A 16,562-nucleotide genomic window follows, 5' to 3' on the forward strand; every position below is an offset into this window, starting at 1 on the left:
TAAGTCCAGTCAGATACTGAATTAGGGCCAGATATGGCGATTCCGGCCGAGACTTTCTTTCTCCGCCCCAACAATGAGGCGTCGCTGCAGCAACAGATCCAAGGGCTGGTTGTTGAATCCATCCTGTCCGGCCGCTGCCTGCCCGGTGAAAAGATGCCATCCAGCCGAAAGCTGGCCGAACATCTCGGCGTGGCCAGGATCACGGTGACGATTGCCTATACGGAACTTGTATCCAACGAATATCTCGTATCGAAGGGGCGCTCCGGCTATTTCGTCGCTCACACGGCGCCAAGCAGACCCAAGTTCAATCTTCCCGATCAGTCCGAAAAGATGCAGGTCGACTGGAACCGGACAATCGGGCAACGATTTTCAGAACACGTCCCCCTCGTACGGCCTGATAACTGGCGCGACTACACCTATCCCTTTATCTACGGACAGTCGGATTCCAGACTGTTCGACCATCACAATTGGCGGAATTGCGCCTTGAAGGCGGTCGGCCGCAAGGATTTCGACACGCTGGCAACAGACTACTATGAGCGCGACGATCCCATGCTCGTGGAGTTCATACTCAAGCATATCCTGCCACGTCGCGGGATTAAGGCGCGACCTGAAGAAATCCTCATCACGATGGGGGCACAGCACGCGCTTTGGATTACGGCGCAGATCCTTTTAACCCAGCGGCGCACCGCCGCGATTGAGAATCCCTGTTATCCGGGACTGCGCCAGATCCTCAGCCAAACGCGCTGCAATACCATCTCCATCGATGTCGACGCCGCGGGGCTGCCCCCGGAGGACCTGCCGGAAACGCTCGATGTGGTCTTCACGACACCAAGCCACCATTGCCCGACAAATGCGACCATGCCGGTAGCACGCCGCCAGCGCCTTCTGGACCTTGCGGCCGATCGCGGCTTCATCATCGTCGAGGATGATTATGAATTCGAGATCTCGTTCCTGAAGTCTCCTTCACCGGCCCTGAAGTCACTCGACCCTGCCGGGTCGGTGATCTATGTCGGATCGTTTTCGAAGTCGCTCTTTCCGGGATTGCGGCTCGGCTATCTGGTCGCGTCCGAACCCTTCATTCGAGAAGCACGCGCGTTGCGCTCTCTCGTCCTGCGCCACCCGCCGGGTCTGATCCAACGCACTGCGGCCTATTTTCTGTCGCTGGGGTACTACGACTCGCAAATCGCGCGCATGGGACGCATCTACCGAAAGCGCAGGTCGATCATGGAACAGAGCCTGAAGGAGAACGGACTGACGCAAAACGGCCAGGGAACGTTCGGCGGGTCGTCCTTCTGGATGCGGGCGCAGGAAGGCATCGACAGTTCCAGCCTCGCGATGAAACTCCGCCAGGACGGCGTGCTGATCGAAGCCGGCCGCGCTTTCTTCAAGAGCGGTGAAGAACAGCCCGGGTACTACAGACTGGCCTATTCGTCCATCGCGTCTGCGCGGATCCCCGACGGCATAGCGCACATCGCCCAGAGGATTGAGGAAGCAAGCCGTTAGGGCGATTTCCGGCCTCAAACCAAGCCAGGAAAAGGCGGTCACGAAAACGCGACAGAAAAAGTTCATCTGCGCGTGAAAATTTTGTTGATTTTTTCATTTTTGCGCGTGAAATTATGCGTGAAATTTTCACGCATGGATTATCGGAATGGAAATGAGCAGCCTGGGTGAAGACCTCAGGGCCCTTCGCAGTACCAGAAAAATGACGCTTGAAGAGCTCGCTCAGAAACTTGGGCGTTCGGTTGGCTGGCTGTCTCAAATTGAACGCGATATTTCCACGCCACGCCTGTCCGATCTGAGGCAGATCGCCGATATCTTCGATGTACCGCTGTCGATTTTTTTTGGAAGCGCCGACGCTCCCGAAATCGAAAAGGGCCGCATCGTACGCTCGCCTGCCCGGCGCATCATCGGCGAGCGCGATGCCGGTCTTGTCGAAACGCTCGTATCGCCGGACCTAACCGACAATTTCGAAATGATCCACTCGACTTTCCAGCCCGGGTCGCGGCGCACATCGCCCATTTCGCGGCCAACGCAGGAAGTTGCCTACATGATCTCCGGCAAACTGGACATCTGGCTGGATGAGGACGCCTTCACCGTTGAAACCGGTGACAGCTTCCGGATCCGCGATGCCTCCTACCGCTGGGCCAACCCCTATTCAGAACCCGCAGTTGCCGTCTGGGTGATTTCCCCACCGGTCTACTGAACCTTTTCGAGAAGGAAAGCCGAACCATGTCCGTTCCCTCAACAGCCCGCGTCGTCATCATCGGTGGTGGCGTTGTCGGCGTGTCCACCCTCTATCACCTTGCCAAGAATGGCTGGTCAGACTGCGTCCTCCTGGAAAAGAACGAACTGACCGCCGGATCGACCTGGCACGCCGCCGGCAACTGCCCGAATTTTGCCGGCAGCTACGGCATCATGAACATGCAGCGGTATGCCCTGGAACTCTACAGAGGCCTCGCGGATGAGGTCGATTACCCGCTGAACTATCACGTAAGCGGCGCGGTGCGTCTCGCCCACAGCCATGAACGGATGATGGAATTCGAGTATGTCGCCGGTATGGCCCGTCACATGGCTCTGGAGATGGAGATGTGCACGCCGCAGCAGCTGCAGGAGCACCATCCCTTCATGGAACTGCACGACCTGGAAGGCGGCCTTTGGGATCCGCTGGACGGGGACATCGATCCGGCCCAGGTCACGCAGGCGCTCGCGAAGGGTGCACGTACACACGGTGGCAAGATTTTACGGTTCACACCGGCGACCGGCGTCAGCCGCCAGAACGGCGAGTGGATCGTGCACACGGAACAGGGCGACATTCGCTGCGAATATGTCGTGAACGCTGCCGGCTACTATGCCGAGCGTGTGGGTGAGTGGTTCATTCCGTTTGGCGGCCGACAGGTTCCCATGGCTGTCATGAGCCACCAGTATTTCCTGACAGAACCGGTGCCGGAAGTTGCCGAATGGTCCGAGAAAAATGGCCGTAAACTGCCGCTGATACGCGATGTCGACACGTCCTATTACCTGCGCCAGGAAACCACCGGTTTCAATCTCGGCCCTTACGAGCGGAACTGCCAGACCGCCTGGACGCGGCCCGACGATCCGATGCCTGACGATTTCAGCTTCCAGCTCTATCCCGATGATCTCGACCGGCTGGAATGGTACATCGAGGACGCCATGGCGCGCGTTCCACTGCTGGGCACACAAGGGGTGAGCCGGAACATAAACGGGCCGATCCCGTACGCGCCGGACGGATTGCCGATGATCGGCCCGATGCCCGGCGTTCCGAACGCCTTTGAAGCACACACATTCACCTTCGGCATTGCGCAGGGCGGCGGCGCCGGCAAGGTCGCGGCCGAGTGGATCATGCACGGTGCGACCGAGTGGGATATGTGGTGTGTCGACCCGCGCCGCTACACCGACTACACGGACAAACAGTACTGCATCGACAAGGCCAAGGAAGTTTATGGCTACGAATATGCAATGCACTTTCCGCATCACGCATGGCCTACAGGCCGTGACCGGAAAAAGTCGCCCAACCATGAGAAAATTCTGGAACTTGGCGGCCAGATGGGATCGTTCAACGGTTGGGAGCGTGCCAACTGGTTTGCGAAACCGGGTGATGACACCTCCGAAGACGCGACGCAGACGTGGTCGAGATCAGGCCCGTGGGAACCGCGGGTGCGTGAAGAATGTGAATCGGTCCGTGATGCCGTCGGCGTGCTCGACCTGTGCGGCTTCTCGCGCTTCAGCCTCCGCGGCGAAGGCGCTGCGGAATGGCTGCGCGGCAAAATCGCCGGCGGGTTGCCAAAGGCCGGCCGCCTGAATCTCGGATACTTCCCCGACCATCGTGGCCGGGTGCTGACCGAAATGTCGCTTGTCCGTCATGGCGAGGATGACTTCACACTGATCACGGCCGCGGTTGCGCAATGGCACGACTTCGAGGTTCTCAAGTCGGATCTGCCGGAAGGTGTGACGCTCACCGATCGCACCAGGGAGATGACAACGCTGATTGTGGCGGGTCCGAAATCCCGCGACCTCTTTGAAAAGATCACGGATGCCGACCTTTCCATCGGCTGGCTGACGCACCAGCAGACAACCGTTGCCGGCAAGCCTGCGATGCTCGTTCGTGTGTCCTTTGCAGGTGAACTCGGCTGGGAAGTCCATGCTGCCATGGACGACATGTCGGCGATCTACGACGCCATCCTGGAGTGTGGTGCAAAACCGTTCGGCATGTTTGCCCTGAACGCCTTGCGCATCGAGAAAGGCTACCGCACCTGGAAGACCGATCTATCCACCGACTATTCCCTTTTCGAAAGCGGTCTGGGCCGTTTCGTGAAACTCGACAAGCCGCAGGACTTCCCCGGCAAGCAGGCACTTCAGATCGAAAAGCAGCACGGTTCGGCCAAGGGTTTCGTTACGCTGACGATCGAGGCAGGTGACTACGACGCGCCTTACATGTCGAACATCTGGCAAGGCGACGAGATGGTCGGAGAAGTCACCTCGTCCGCGTGGGGTTACCGCGTCAATTCCTGCATTGCTCTCGGCGTTGTCCGCAAAGGACTCGATGCCGCGGGCACTGAGCTTGAGGTCGAAATCTACGGACGCAGATACAAGGCAACCGTTCAGCCGGATCAACCATTGTGGGATCCGGAAAACGAACGCCTGCGAGCCTGATCCTAAACAGAAAACGCAGCCTTTGCGCATGATTTTGGAGGAGTGTGCATGACCGGGAGTGAAGTGAAACAACGCCGCCGTTCCGGTGGCCGCTCGGCCCGAACGGCTGCGCGCGCCCGCCCTCTGGACGATGCAGTCCGCCCGGTCTGGCCGGGCATGCCCGGGGGGCGCTACCGGCCACTGAAGGAAGCAGACGTCAAGCGCATCCACGAGGCTGCTCTACAGGCGCTGGAGGTCATTGGCTTCGGATCAGCCCCGGCCTCCGGACGGGCCTATCTCAAGGCTGCCGGAGCGATCGAGGGAGAGGACGGTCGCATCCGGTTTCCGCGCGCGCTTGTGGAGGACATGCTCGCCAAGGCTGCCCGCGACATCACGCTGAATGGCAGAGACCCGAAATTCGATCTGCATCTGACAGGGACGAACGTTCACTTTGGAACGGCCGGTGCGGCCGTTCACATCGTCGACCCGACAACGGGGGATTATCGCAACCCCAACGTCCAGGATCTCTACAACACGGCTCGGCTTGTTCAACAACTCGACAACGTGCATTTCTTTCAACGGCCGCTCGTCTGCCGTGAATTCGAGTCCCCGCGAGACCTCGACATCAACACAGCCTATGCGGCCTGTGCCGGCACCACCAAACACATCGGCCTCTCGTTCACCGAAGCTGCGAACGTCGCACCGGCGTTGGAGTTGCTGCACCTGATGGTGGGCGGCGAAGACGCCTGGCGGCAACGGCCTTTCGTTTCCAACACCAATTGTTTCGTGGTGCCGCCCCTCACCTTCGCTGAAGAAAGCTGCGAAGTGATGGAAGCATGCATTCTGGCCGGAATGCCGGTTCTTCTGCTATCGGCTGGACAGGCCGGAGCCACCGCCCCAGCACCCATCGCGACCGCCGTCGTGCAGGCGGTCGCCGAGTGCCTTGCCGGCGTCGTTTATGTCAATGCCGTGAAACCCGGACACCCGGCCGTGTTCGGCACCTGGCCGTTTGTGAGCGATCTGCGCACAGGCGCCATGTCGGGTGGCAGTGGTGAGCAGGCACTGTTGAGTGCGGCCTGCGCGCAGATGCACCAGTTCTATGGCTTGCCAGGTGGGGCTGCGGCCGGTATCGCCGACAGCAAGCTCCCTGACATGCAGGCTGGCTGGGAACAGGGGATCAGCAACGTCATGGCGGGCCTTTCTGGCCTCAACATGGTGTATGAGGCCGCCGGTATGCACGCCTCTCTGCTCGGCTTCTGCCTGGAGTCGCTCGTTCTTGGAAACGACATGCTGGGTCAGGTTCTGCGCTGCGTGCGCGGCGTCGAGGTCAAAGACGAATTTGTCGACATCGAGGTCATTCGCTCGGTCGTACTCGACGGTCCCGGCCACTATCTCGGTCACGACCAGACGCTGAAGCTGATGCAGAGCGAGTACATCTATCCGGACCTTGCCGACCGGACCAGCCCGAAGGAATGGGAAGAACGCGGCAGGCCAAGATTGCTCGACAGTGCGCAAGAAAAAATGCGCAGCATCCTGTCCCAGGACGGGCACACATTCGATCAAGCAACTGAGGACGCCCTGCGCGCAGCCCAGCCGCTCGCTGAGCTGGTCAGGCCCTGACGTCCTCCATTTTCAGTCAATCACCAACGGAAAGAGTTTAACGTGACACCTCCATCCAAAGCCCGCGTCGTCATTATTGGCGGTGGTGTTGTCGGTTGTTCGGTCGCCTATCACCTGACCAAAAAAGGTTGGACCGATGTCGTGCTATTGGAACGCAAACAGCTGACGTCAGGAACAACCTGGCATGCCGCGGGCCTGATTGCGCAATTGCGCGCAACAGAAAACATGACGCGGCTGGCAAAATACAGCCAGGAGCTTTATGGCAATCTCGAAGCGGAAACGGAAGTTGCCACCGGTTTCCGGCGCTGCGGCTCCATTACGGTTGCATTGACGGAAGAACGTAAGGAAGAGATTTTCCGCCAGGCGTCCATGGCGCGTTCCTTCGGGGTGCAAGTCGAAGAAATCACCCCTCAGGAAGTGAAAGCGCGCTACGAGCACCTGAATACGGATGGCGTTGTTGCCGGCGTTTATCTGCCGCTTGACGGTCAGGGCGACCCGGCCAACATCGCGCTCGCACTCGCCAAGGGTGCGCGTATGGGTGGTGCAAAGGTGATGGAACGGGTCAAGGTCACCAACCTGCAGAAGACAGGCCGGCGCATCACCGGTGTCGAATGGAGTTCCGCAGAAGGCACCGGCGTTATTGAATGCGACCACGTGGTCAATTGCGGCGGCATGTGGGGCCACGAACTCGGACGTATGGCCGGTGTCAATGTTCCCCTGCATGCCTGCGAACATTTTTACATCGTCACGGACAGCGTTCCAGGTCTCACACATATGCCGGTCCTGCGCGTTCCCGACGAATGCGCCTACTACAAGGAAGATGCCGGCAAGATGCTGTTGGGGGCCTTCGAGCCTAACGCGAAGCCCTGGGGCATGAACGGAATTCCGGATGATTTCGAATTCGACCAGTTGCCGGAAGATTTCGATCACTTCGAACCGATCCTGGAAGCCGCGGTCAACAGGCTGCCTCTTCTCGCGGAAGTCGGCATTCACACCTTCTTCAACGGGCCGGAGAGCTTCACGCCCGACGATGCCTACCATCTTGGCCTCGCTCCGGAAATGGACAATGTCTGGGTTGCGGCGGGCTTCAATTCCATCGGCATTCAGTCCGCCGGCGGTGCCGGCATGGCACTTTCGGAGTGGATGGACACGGGCGAAAAGCCATTCGATCTCGGCGATGTCGACATTTCCCGCATGCAGCCCTTCCAGGGCAATCGCCAATACCTGTTCGAACGTTCGAAAGAAACGCTCGGACTGCTTTATGCCGATCACTTTCCCTATCGCCAGAAGGCGACGGCAAGAGGTATTCGAAGAACGCCGCTGCATGAGCATCTGAAGTCGCATGGAGCCGTCTTTGGAGAATTCGCCGGTTGGGAACGTGCGAACTGGTTTGCGGATGAAGGTCAGGAACGCGAATACCGCTATACCTGGAAACGGCAGAACTGGTTCGAAAACGCGGCGCGCGAACATGCGGCAATTCGCGAAAATGTCGGCATTTACGACATGTCGTCTTTCGGCAAGATCCGCATTGAAGGGCCCGATGCCGAAGCCTTCCTGAACTATGTCGCAGGCGGTGACTACTCCGTACCGACGGGCAAGATCGTCTATACGCAGCTCTTGAACAATCGCGGCGGCATTGAAGCCGATGTCACCGTTACCCGGCTGTCGGAAACCGCCTATCTGGTGGTCACGCCGGCCGCGACCCGTCTCGCCGATGAAACGTGGCTGCGCCGCCATGTCGGCGACTATCGGGTCGTGATTACGGATGTCACGGCGGGCGAAGCCGTCCTGGCCGTGATGGGTCCGAATTCTCGCGCACTGCTGCAGAAAGTGTCGCCGAACGACTTTACCAACGCAACAAATCCGTTCGGAACCGCACAGGACATCGAAATCGGCATGGGCCTCGCGCGCGCGCACCGTGTCACCTATGTCGGTGAACTCGGATGGGAGCTCTACGTGTCCTCGGACATGGCCGGTCATGTGTTTGAAACGCTTCATGAAGCGGGACAGCAAATGGGAGCAAAACTGTGCGGCATGCACATGATGGATTCCTGCCGTATCGAAAAAGGCTTCCGCCACTTCGGACACGACATCACCTGTGAGGACCATGTTCTGGAGGCGGGCCTCGGATTTGCAGTCAAACGCGACAAGCCGGACTTCATCGGACGCGAGGCTGTCTTGAAGAAGCGAGAAGCCGGGCTCGACAGGAGGCTGGTGCAGTTTCGCCTGAAAGATCCGGAGCCGCTGCTCTACCACGCCGAGCCGATCATTCGAGATGGCGAGGTCGTCGGGTTCCTGAGCAGCGGCAACTATGGCCACACCCTGGGTGGTGCGATGGGCCTTGGATACGTCCCGTGCAAAGGCGAAAAGGCAGATGAGGTTCTGGGCTCGTCCTATGAAATCGAAGTTGCCGGTGTTCGTGTGTCTGCGGAAGCCTCGCTCAAGCCTCTTTACGACCCGAAATCTGAAAGAGTGAAGGTCTGATCGCGCCGGTTTATCTGTCTACGCCGATTAGACAAGGCAAAAAAACGGACGCAAGATGCATCAGGATTTTATTTTTTGAGACCTATTGTCTCAATTTTTTAAATCCTTTAACACTAGTGCCGTGGTGATGTTGAACCGGAAACGACCCGATCTGGCTTTATGCTGCACCATAAACTGGCCCTAAGAGCGCGGTGGCAAGTCGAGTTAAATCTCGCCTCAACGCAGCATTTGCGGGAAGAGATTTCCTTGAATTCACGGGAGTATTCGCTATGAAAATGACGACCGAGGAAGCCTTTGTAAAAGTGCTTCAGGCGCACGGAATTGAACACGCATTTGGTATTATCGGCTCTGCCTTCATGCCAATTTCTGATCTGTTCCCGCGTGCAGGCATTAAGTTCTGGGACTGTGCGCATGAGGGCTCCGGCGGCATGATGGCGGACGGGTACACCCGTGCGACCGGAAAAGTCAGCATGATGATCGCGCAGAACGGACCGGGTATCACCAACTTCGTGACTGCCGTCAAAACCGCTTACTGGAACCATACGCCGCTTCTTCTGGTCACTCCTCAGGCTGCGAACAAGACCTTGGGCCAGGGCGGCTTCCAGGAAGTCGAACAGATGGCTCTGTTCGAGGATATGGTCGCTTACCAGGAAGAAGTCCGCGATCCGTCACGCGTCGCTGAAGTTCTGAACCGGGTCATCCTGCAGGCAAAACGCGCCAGCGCTCCGGCACAGATCAACATGCCGCGCGATTTCTGGACCCAGGTCATCGACATCAATCTGCCGCCGATCGTCGACTTCGAACGTCCGGGCGGCGGCGATGCCGCGCTTCAAGAAGCTGCGGAACTCCTGAGCACTGCCAAGTTCCCGGTTATTCTGAACGGCGCAGGTGTGGTTATCGGCGGCGCGATCGAATCTTCCATGGCACTTGCCGAACGTCTCGATGCACCGGTTTGCTGCGGCTATCAGCACAACGACGCCTTTCCGGGATCGCACCGCCTGTTTGCCGGTCCGCTCGGCTATAACGGCTCCAAGGCCGGGATGGAACTGATCTCGAAAGCCGATGTGGTGCTTGCGCTCGGAACACGGCTCAACCCGTTCTCGACCCTGCCGGGCTACGGCATCGATTACTGGCCGAAGGATGCCAAGATAATCCAGGTAGATATCAATCCGGACCGCATCGGCCTCACCAAGCCCGTCTCAGTCGGAATTGTCGGCGATGCCCGCAAGGTGGCCGATTCTCTCCTTGAAAAGCTGTCGCCGACCGCTGGCAACACAGGCCGCGACGACCGGACCCACACGATTGCGCAGACCAAATCACGTTGGGCTCAGCAGCTGTCCTCCATGGATCACGAAAACGACGATCCAGGCACGACCTGGAACGAGCGTGCACGTGCTGCCAAGCCGGACTGGCTCAGCCCGCGCATGGCATGGCGCGCCATTCAGGCCGCGCTGCCGAAAGAAGCAATCATCAGCTCGGACATCGGCAACAACTGCGCCATCGGCAACGCCTATCCGAGTTTCGAAACCGGGCGGAAGTATCTCGCCCCCGGCCTGTTCGGACCTTGCGGATACGGTCTGCCTGCAATTATCGGCGCGAAGATCGGCTGCCCGGACACACCGGTCGTCGGCTTTGCAGGTGACGGTGCCTTCGGCATCGCTGTGACCGAACTGACCGCCATCGGACGCAAAGAATGGCCGGCAATCACGATGATCGTCTTCCGCAACTATCAGTGGGGCGCTGAGAAGCGCAATTCCACTCTCTGGTATGAAGACAACTTCGTCGGCACGGAGCTGGACGAGCAGGTGAGCTATGCGGGTATCGCGAAGGCCTGCGGATTGGAAGGCGTTCAGGCTCGGACAATGGACGAACTGACCCAGGCTCTCGACAAGGCCATCGACGACCAGATGAAGCATGGCAAAACGACCCTGATCGAAGCCTTGCTCAATCAGGAGCTCGGGGACCCGTTCAGACGTGATGCGATGAAGAAGCCTGTCGAAGTTGCCGGCATTTCCGTATCCGACATGCGTCCGCAGGCAGGCGTCTAAGACCCTGCGCTGATGCGCCATTTGCCTCCAAAGACGTCTTCTCCAGGGTGAACAGTTCTCTCCGGGGAAGACGATCAGTAGACGGGATAACGGCGCACTTCAAATACCGGCACCGCCGCTGACAAGGTCAACCGTGATCCTCCAGCGGCGGCGCCAGCCCACCGGTTCGCTGCCATGCCCGAATGCCGGCACAAAGGGAACAACCAGCGGTCAGACCGGTCAGCCAATGCCAGGAGAGCAAGGTCGCATGAAACCTTTGGAAAACATCCTGCAGAATGCCGCCAGCGCGCAAAAGACAATCGTGCTGAGCGAAGGTACGGACCCAAGGGTAATCCAGGCGGCAATCGATGCGCGCAAACTGGATGTCGCCAGGATCATTCTCGTTCTGGACAAGGGATCTGAAGGCACGCGGCCTGCCGCTCTCGACGAAGAGATTGAAGGCCTGGAGGTACACGATCCCTCCAGCTCGCCTGTGACCCAGGAACTTGCCGACCTTTACTATTCCATGCGCAAGCACAAAGGCATTTCGCCTGAGCAGGCTCTGGAGCAGGCAAAAATTGCGCATGTCTACGCAGCGCTGCTCGTCAAGGCAGGGCACGCGGACGGCTGCATCGGCGGCGCGGTGCTGTCCTCTGCCGAAGTCATCAAGACGGCGATACAGGTGATCGGAGTTGCAGAAGGCACAAAGCTCGTTTCGAGTTTCTTCCTGTTTCTCTTTTGTGAAGACCACCACACGCGCAAAGGCGCCTGCATATTTTCAGACGCGGGCCTTGTCGTTGATCCCTCAGCGGAAGAGCTGTGTGAAATCGCGATAGCATCGGCGCACTCGTTTCAGGACCTCACGAACGAGACGGCCCGCATCGCGATGCTGTCATTTTCAACGCGGGGCAGCGCGAAACACCACGCCGTTTCGAAAGTTCAAAAGGCGACAGATCTCGCGCGTGAGGCAGCGCCCGATCTCCTGATCGACGGTGAGTTGCAATTCGATGCGGCATTCGTACCTGAAGTTGCTCAATCGAAGGCGGCGGATTCGCCGATCGCAGGCAACGCGAACGTTTTCATATTTCCAAATCTTGACGCAGGGAATATCGGTTACAAGATCGCACAAAGAATCGGCGGCGCAACAGCGATCGGTCCGATCCTGCAAGGTCTATCGCATCCGGCAAACGACTTGTCGCGCGGGTGCAGCTCGGAGGATATTCTTCACATGATCGCAGTCACTACCGCGCAGTCGCTTCACAAGGACAAGACGACCTCCAGCGTGGAGCAGCAGGTATGACCGATCCCGTCCTCGATACCTCGCCGAAAGTGTCGGACGAAGTCCGTAAAACCACCTGCTACATGTGCGCTTGCCGGTGCGGCATCAACGTCCATATGAAGGATGGAAAGGTCGCCTATATCGAAGGCAATCGCGATCATCCCGTGAACAAGGGTGTGCTGTGTGCCAAGGGATCGTCCGGCATCATGCAGGTCAACGCTCCGTCTCGTCTGAGGGCGCCGCTCAAGCGCACCGGGCCGCGCGGATCGGGCGAGTTTGAAGAAATCTCCTGGGACGAAGCCCTGGAACTCGCCCGCTCGTGGCTGGATCCGATCCGCAAGTCCAGTCCCGAAAAATTGGCCTTCTTTACCGGACGCGATCAATCCCAGAGCTTCACGAGCTTCTGGGCCCAGAATTTCGGAACACCGAACTACGCCGCTCATGGCGGGTTCTGTTCCGTCAACATGGCAACCGCCGGTATCTACACGATGGGCGGCGCTTTCTGGGAATTCGGTCAGCCGGACTGGGACCATACCAAACTCTTCATGATCTTCGGCGTTGCGGAAGATCACGATTCCAACCCTATCAAAATGGGGCTTGGCAAGCTGAAGGCGCGCGGAGGCAAGGTGATCGGCGTCAATCCGATCCGTTCCGGCTACAACGCCATTGCCGACGAATGGGTCGGCATCACGCCGGGCACGGATGGGTTGTTTATTTCCGCCTTGATCCACGTTCTGCTGAAAGCGGGCAGGATCGACCTCTCCTACCTCTCCCAGTTCACCAACGCGCCCTGCCTTTTGAACGCAACATCGGGTTCGCCGGAAGAAGGCCTTCTTCTGCGCGACGGCGACGGCAAGCCGCTCGTCGTTGACCGGGCCAACGGTACGCTTCAACCCTTCGACAAACAAGGGGTAAACCCGGATCTGGCTGCCAGTGTCGACATGGACGGCGTAACCCACAAGACCGTGTTCCAACATCTGGCGGATCGTTTTCTGTCAAACGAATACAGCCCGGAAGCCGTATCGGAGCGCTGCGGTGTCAGTGCGGGACGGATCAAGGCTATTGCCGGCGAACTTGCGCGCGTTGCTTTTGAAGAAGCCTTTGAACTCGACCAGCCCTGGACGGATTTTCGCGGCAACAAGCACGAAAAGATGCTCGGCCGGCCGGTCAGCTTCCATGCCATGCGCGGCATCTCGGCCCATTCCAACGGGTTCCAGACGTGCCGCACGCTCCATATCCTTCAGATCCTGCTCGGAACAGTGGAGGTCCCCGGCGGTTTCCGCTTCAAGCCGCCCTATCCGAAACCGGTCGAGGCCCACCCGACGCCGCACTGCCACTCCAAGCCGGATTGTCCGCTCGACGGCCCCCATCTCGGGTTCGTGCGCGGACCGGACGATCTCGCCCTGAAGGAAGACGGCACGCCGGCGCGCATCGACAAGGCGTTTACCTGGGAAAATCCGCTGTCGGCCCACGGGTTGATGCACATGGTCATTTCCAATGCCCATGCCGGTGATCCCTACAAGATCGACACGTTGTTCTTCTACATGGCCAACATGGCCTGGAACTCGTCCATGAACACGCGCGGCGTCATGGACATGCTCACCGACAAGGACGAGAACGGCGATTATGTCATTCCGCGCATCATCTATTCCGATGCATATTCCTCGGAAATGGTTGCCTATGCCGACCTGATCCTTCCCGATGCGACCTATCTGGAACGGCATGACTGTATTTCACTGCTTGACCGGCCGATCTGTGAGGCCGATGCAGCCGCCGATGCCATCCGCTGGCCGGTGATTGAACCGGATCGAGACGTTCGTGGTTTTCAATCGGTCCTGATCGACCTCGGCGCGCGTCTCAAACTGCCCGGCTTTGTCGACGAAAACGGCGAGGCGCTTTATGCCGACTATGCCGACTACATGGTCAACCACCAGCGGCGGCCCGGTATCGGCCCGCTCGCAGGCTTCCGTGGAAACGGCACCGAGACCGGCCGGGGCGGCGTGAACCCGAACCAGCTCGAGCGTTACATCGAAAACGGCAGCTTCTTCGTCGAGCACGTTCCAGCGGAAGCGTCCTACTACAAGCCCTGGAACACCGCCTACCAGGACTGGGCGGTCAAGCTCGGGTTCTACGACAAACCGCAGCCCTACCTGTTTCAGCTCTATGCCGAACCGCTGCGCCGGATGCAGCTTGCCGCAGAGGGTCACGGAGATCGTCAGCCGCCGGATCATCTCAGGCAACAGATCATCGATCACCTTGATCCGATACCGGCCTGGTATGCACCTCTTGAGGAGGCATCCGTCGATACGGACAGCTACCCGATCCACGCGCTTACCCAGCGGCCAATGGCCATGTACCACTCCTGGGGCAGCCAAAATGCCTGGCTCCGGCAGATACACGGACACAACCCGCTCTACGTGCCGACAAAACTCTGGAAGGAACACGGGTTCAAGGACGGCGACTGGGCGAAGGTCACGTCGGTTCATGGCGAGATTACCGTTCCGGTCGCGCACATGGCGGGTCTCAACGAGAACACTGTCTGGACCTGGAATGCGATCGGTAAGCGCAAGGGTGCCTGGGCACTGGACGAGGATGCACCCGAAGCAACGCGCGGGTTCCTTTTGAACCACCTCATTCACGAGCTCCTGCCACCAAAGGGCGACGGGCTCAGGTGGTCGAATTCAGATCCGGTAACCGGTCAGGCGGCCTGGTTCGATCTGAGGGTGCGCATTGAAAAAGCTGCTCCCGTTGAAGAAAGCCTGCCTGTTTTCGGCGCATTGAAATCGCCGGTCGGCAAGGGCCCAGCCATCGTTCGACAGAAAGTGACGTCATGACCCTGTTGCCGGAAACGACTGAAAAGAAGCTTGGCCTGGTCATTGACCTGGATACCTGCGTCGGTTGCCATGCATGTGTAACCGCTTGCAAGGGCTGGAACACCGAAAACTACGGCGCTCCGCTCAGTGATACGGACGCTTACGGTGGCGATCCTGTCGGAACCTTCCTGAACCGGATCCACAGCTACGAAGTCGAGCCGAAAGGCGGCGGCTGTAGCCAGACCGTGCACTTCCCGAAATCATGCCTGCATTGTGAAGATGCGCCCTGCGTGACCGTATGCCCGACCGGCGCCAGCTACAAACGGACCGAAGACGGCATTGTGCTTGTCAACGAGGACGCCTGTATCGGCTGCGGATTGTGCGCCTGGGCCTGCCCTTATGGCGCGCGCGAAATGGATCCGACGGCCGGCGTCATGAAGAAATGTACGCTGTGCGTTGACCGGATCTACAATGACAATCTTCCGGAAGAGGATCGCGTACCTGCATGCGTCCGGACCTGCCCGGCGGGTGCACGCCATTTCGGGGACTTCGCCGACCCGGACAGCAATGTTTCCAAGCTGGTCGCAGAGCGCGGCGGCATCGACCTGATGCCGGAACAGGGAACCAAGCCGGTCAACAAGTATTTGCCTCCCCGGCCCAAGGACCAGTTGCAGGACATGGACGTCCTCACGCCTCTCCTTGAGCCCGTTGCCGAAGAACCGAAGGGTTTTCTCGCCTGGCTCGACAAAAGACTGGAGGCGCTCTGATGCATCCGGCTCCCTCAGTCATCATCTTTACCGTTCTGTCCGGCCTCGGCTTCGGGCTTCTGACGTTTCTCGGCCTTGGCATGCCGAAGGTCACCGGCTGGGAAGCGTTCTTCTATTTTGCGATTGCCTACGCGCTGGCTGTCGGCGGACTGGTGTCCTCCACATTCCACCTCGGTAATCCGCAAAGGGCGCTCAAGGCTTTTACCCAGTGGAGGTCCAGCTGGCTGTCCAGAGAAGCCTGGCTTTCAACCTTTGCGCTTATCGTTCTTGCGGTTTTCGGTGCTGCGGCCGTATTTGTCGGGGTCACGATTGCACCGCTCGGTCTGCTCGGAACGCTTCTGTCTCTTGCCACCGTGCTGGCAACGGCGATGATCTATGCCCAGTTGAAGACAGTTCCGCGCTGGAACCACTGGCTGACGCCCCTGCATATGCTGACCGTCTCCCTTGCGGGCGGTGCCATTATTGCTCAGCAGACCACTGCTGCAATCGTGCTGCTCCTCGCCGCAGGCGGTGTACAGATACTGCACTGGGTCCTTGGCGATCGGCGCTTTGGCGAACGCGGTCACACAATCGAAACGGCGACAGGTCTCGGCGATCGCGGCAAGGCCCGGCTGTTCGAACCTCCGCATACCGGATCGAACTATCTCCTGAAGGAAATGGCGCATGTCGTGGGCCGCAAGCACGCGCAGAAACTCAGGATCATTTCATTCGTCGCAATGATTTTGATCCCGCTGATCATTGTCGCGCTCCTGCCGGTCAACCCGTTCACCGCTGCACTTGCCACCCTGTTCTACCTCGTCGGTGCATTTGCATCCCGGTGGCTGTTTTTTGCCGAAGCCGAACATGTTGTCAGGCTTTACTATGGAGCTTCCGGCTCAGAGCCGCCCTATCAGCCTAGCTTCTCAAGCTGAGTTTGCTTCGA

At 59.0% G+C, this 16,562-nt stretch carries 10 protein-coding genes; all 10 read left to right on the top strand.

Going from position 1 to position 16,562, the window contains the following annotated elements; all coding sequences use genetic code 11:
• Positions 1-33: 33 nt before the first annotated feature.
• The 10 genes from Q0915_RS16175 (at position 34) to Q0915_RS16220 (ending at position 16,551) form a co-directional block, all read left to right on the top strand.
• Positions 34-1,503: a PLP-dependent aminotransferase family protein gene (locus Q0915_RS16175; protein WP_299475550.1), complete on the top strand. Its 1,470-nt coding sequence runs from the start codon at positions 34-36 to the stop codon at positions 1,501-1,503.
• A 145-nt stretch (positions 1,504-1,648) separates the two neighbouring features.
• Entirely contained in the window at positions 1,649-2,203 is a 555-nt protein-coding gene (locus tag Q0915_RS16180; protein WP_299475553.1) for an XRE family transcriptional regulator, read from the top strand.
• Positions 2,204-2,229: 26 nt separating this feature from the next.
• A complete protein-coding gene (locus Q0915_RS16185; protein WP_299475556.1) occupies positions 2,230-4,671 on the top strand; it encodes an FAD-dependent oxidoreductase in 2,442 nt (813 codons plus the stop codon).
• A gap of 48 nt (positions 4,672-4,719) precedes the next feature.
• On the top strand, positions 4,720-6,270 hold the full coding sequence (locus tag Q0915_RS16190; RefSeq protein WP_299475559.1) for a trimethylamine methyltransferase family protein: 1,551 nt from the start codon (positions 4,720-4,722) through the stop codon (positions 6,268-6,270).
• 42 nt (positions 6,271-6,312) lie between these two features.
• Positions 6,313-8,754 (top strand): FAD-dependent oxidoreductase, encoded by a 2,442-nt coding sequence (locus Q0915_RS16195; protein WP_299475562.1) that lies wholly within the window; start codon positions 6,313-6,315, stop codon positions 8,752-8,754.
• 269 nt (positions 8,755-9,023) lie between these two features.
• Positions 9,024-10,802: a sulfoacetaldehyde acetyltransferase gene (xsc, locus tag Q0915_RS16200; RefSeq protein ID WP_299475565.1), complete on the top strand. Its 1,779-nt coding sequence runs from the start codon at positions 9,024-9,026 to the stop codon at positions 10,800-10,802.
• 247 nt (positions 10,803-11,049) lie between these two features.
• Positions 11,050-12,081 carry a phosphate acetyltransferase gene (gene pta / locus Q0915_RS16205; RefSeq protein WP_299475568.1) on the top strand — a complete coding sequence of 344 codons (1,032 nt, stop codon included), beginning with the start codon at positions 11,050-11,052 and terminating at the stop codon, positions 12,079-12,081.
• On the top strand, positions 12,078-14,894 hold the full coding sequence (locus Q0915_RS16210; RefSeq protein ID WP_299475571.1) for a molybdopterin oxidoreductase family protein: 2,817 nt from the start codon (positions 12,078-12,080) through the stop codon (positions 14,892-14,894). The genes pta and Q0915_RS16210 overlap by 4 nt, the downstream gene beginning before the upstream one ends.
• Positions 14,891-15,640, top strand: a complete 750-nt coding sequence (locus tag Q0915_RS16215) for a 4Fe-4S dicluster domain-containing protein (protein ID WP_299475574.1) — start codon at positions 14,891-14,893, stop codon at positions 15,638-15,640. The genes Q0915_RS16210 and Q0915_RS16215 overlap by 4 nt, the downstream gene beginning before the upstream one ends.
• Positions 15,640-16,551: a DmsC/YnfH family molybdoenzyme membrane anchor subunit gene (locus Q0915_RS16220; RefSeq protein WP_299475576.1), complete on the top strand. Its 912-nt coding sequence runs from the start codon at positions 15,640-15,642 to the stop codon at positions 16,549-16,551. The genes Q0915_RS16215 and Q0915_RS16220 overlap by 1 nt, the downstream gene beginning before the upstream one ends.
• The last annotated feature ends 11 nt before the right edge of the window (positions 16,552-16,562 follow it).

The sequence above is a fragment of the uncultured Roseibium sp. genome, assembly GCF_947494555.1.
Lineage (GTDB): Bacteria > Pseudomonadota > Alphaproteobacteria > Rhizobiales > Stappiaceae > Roseibium.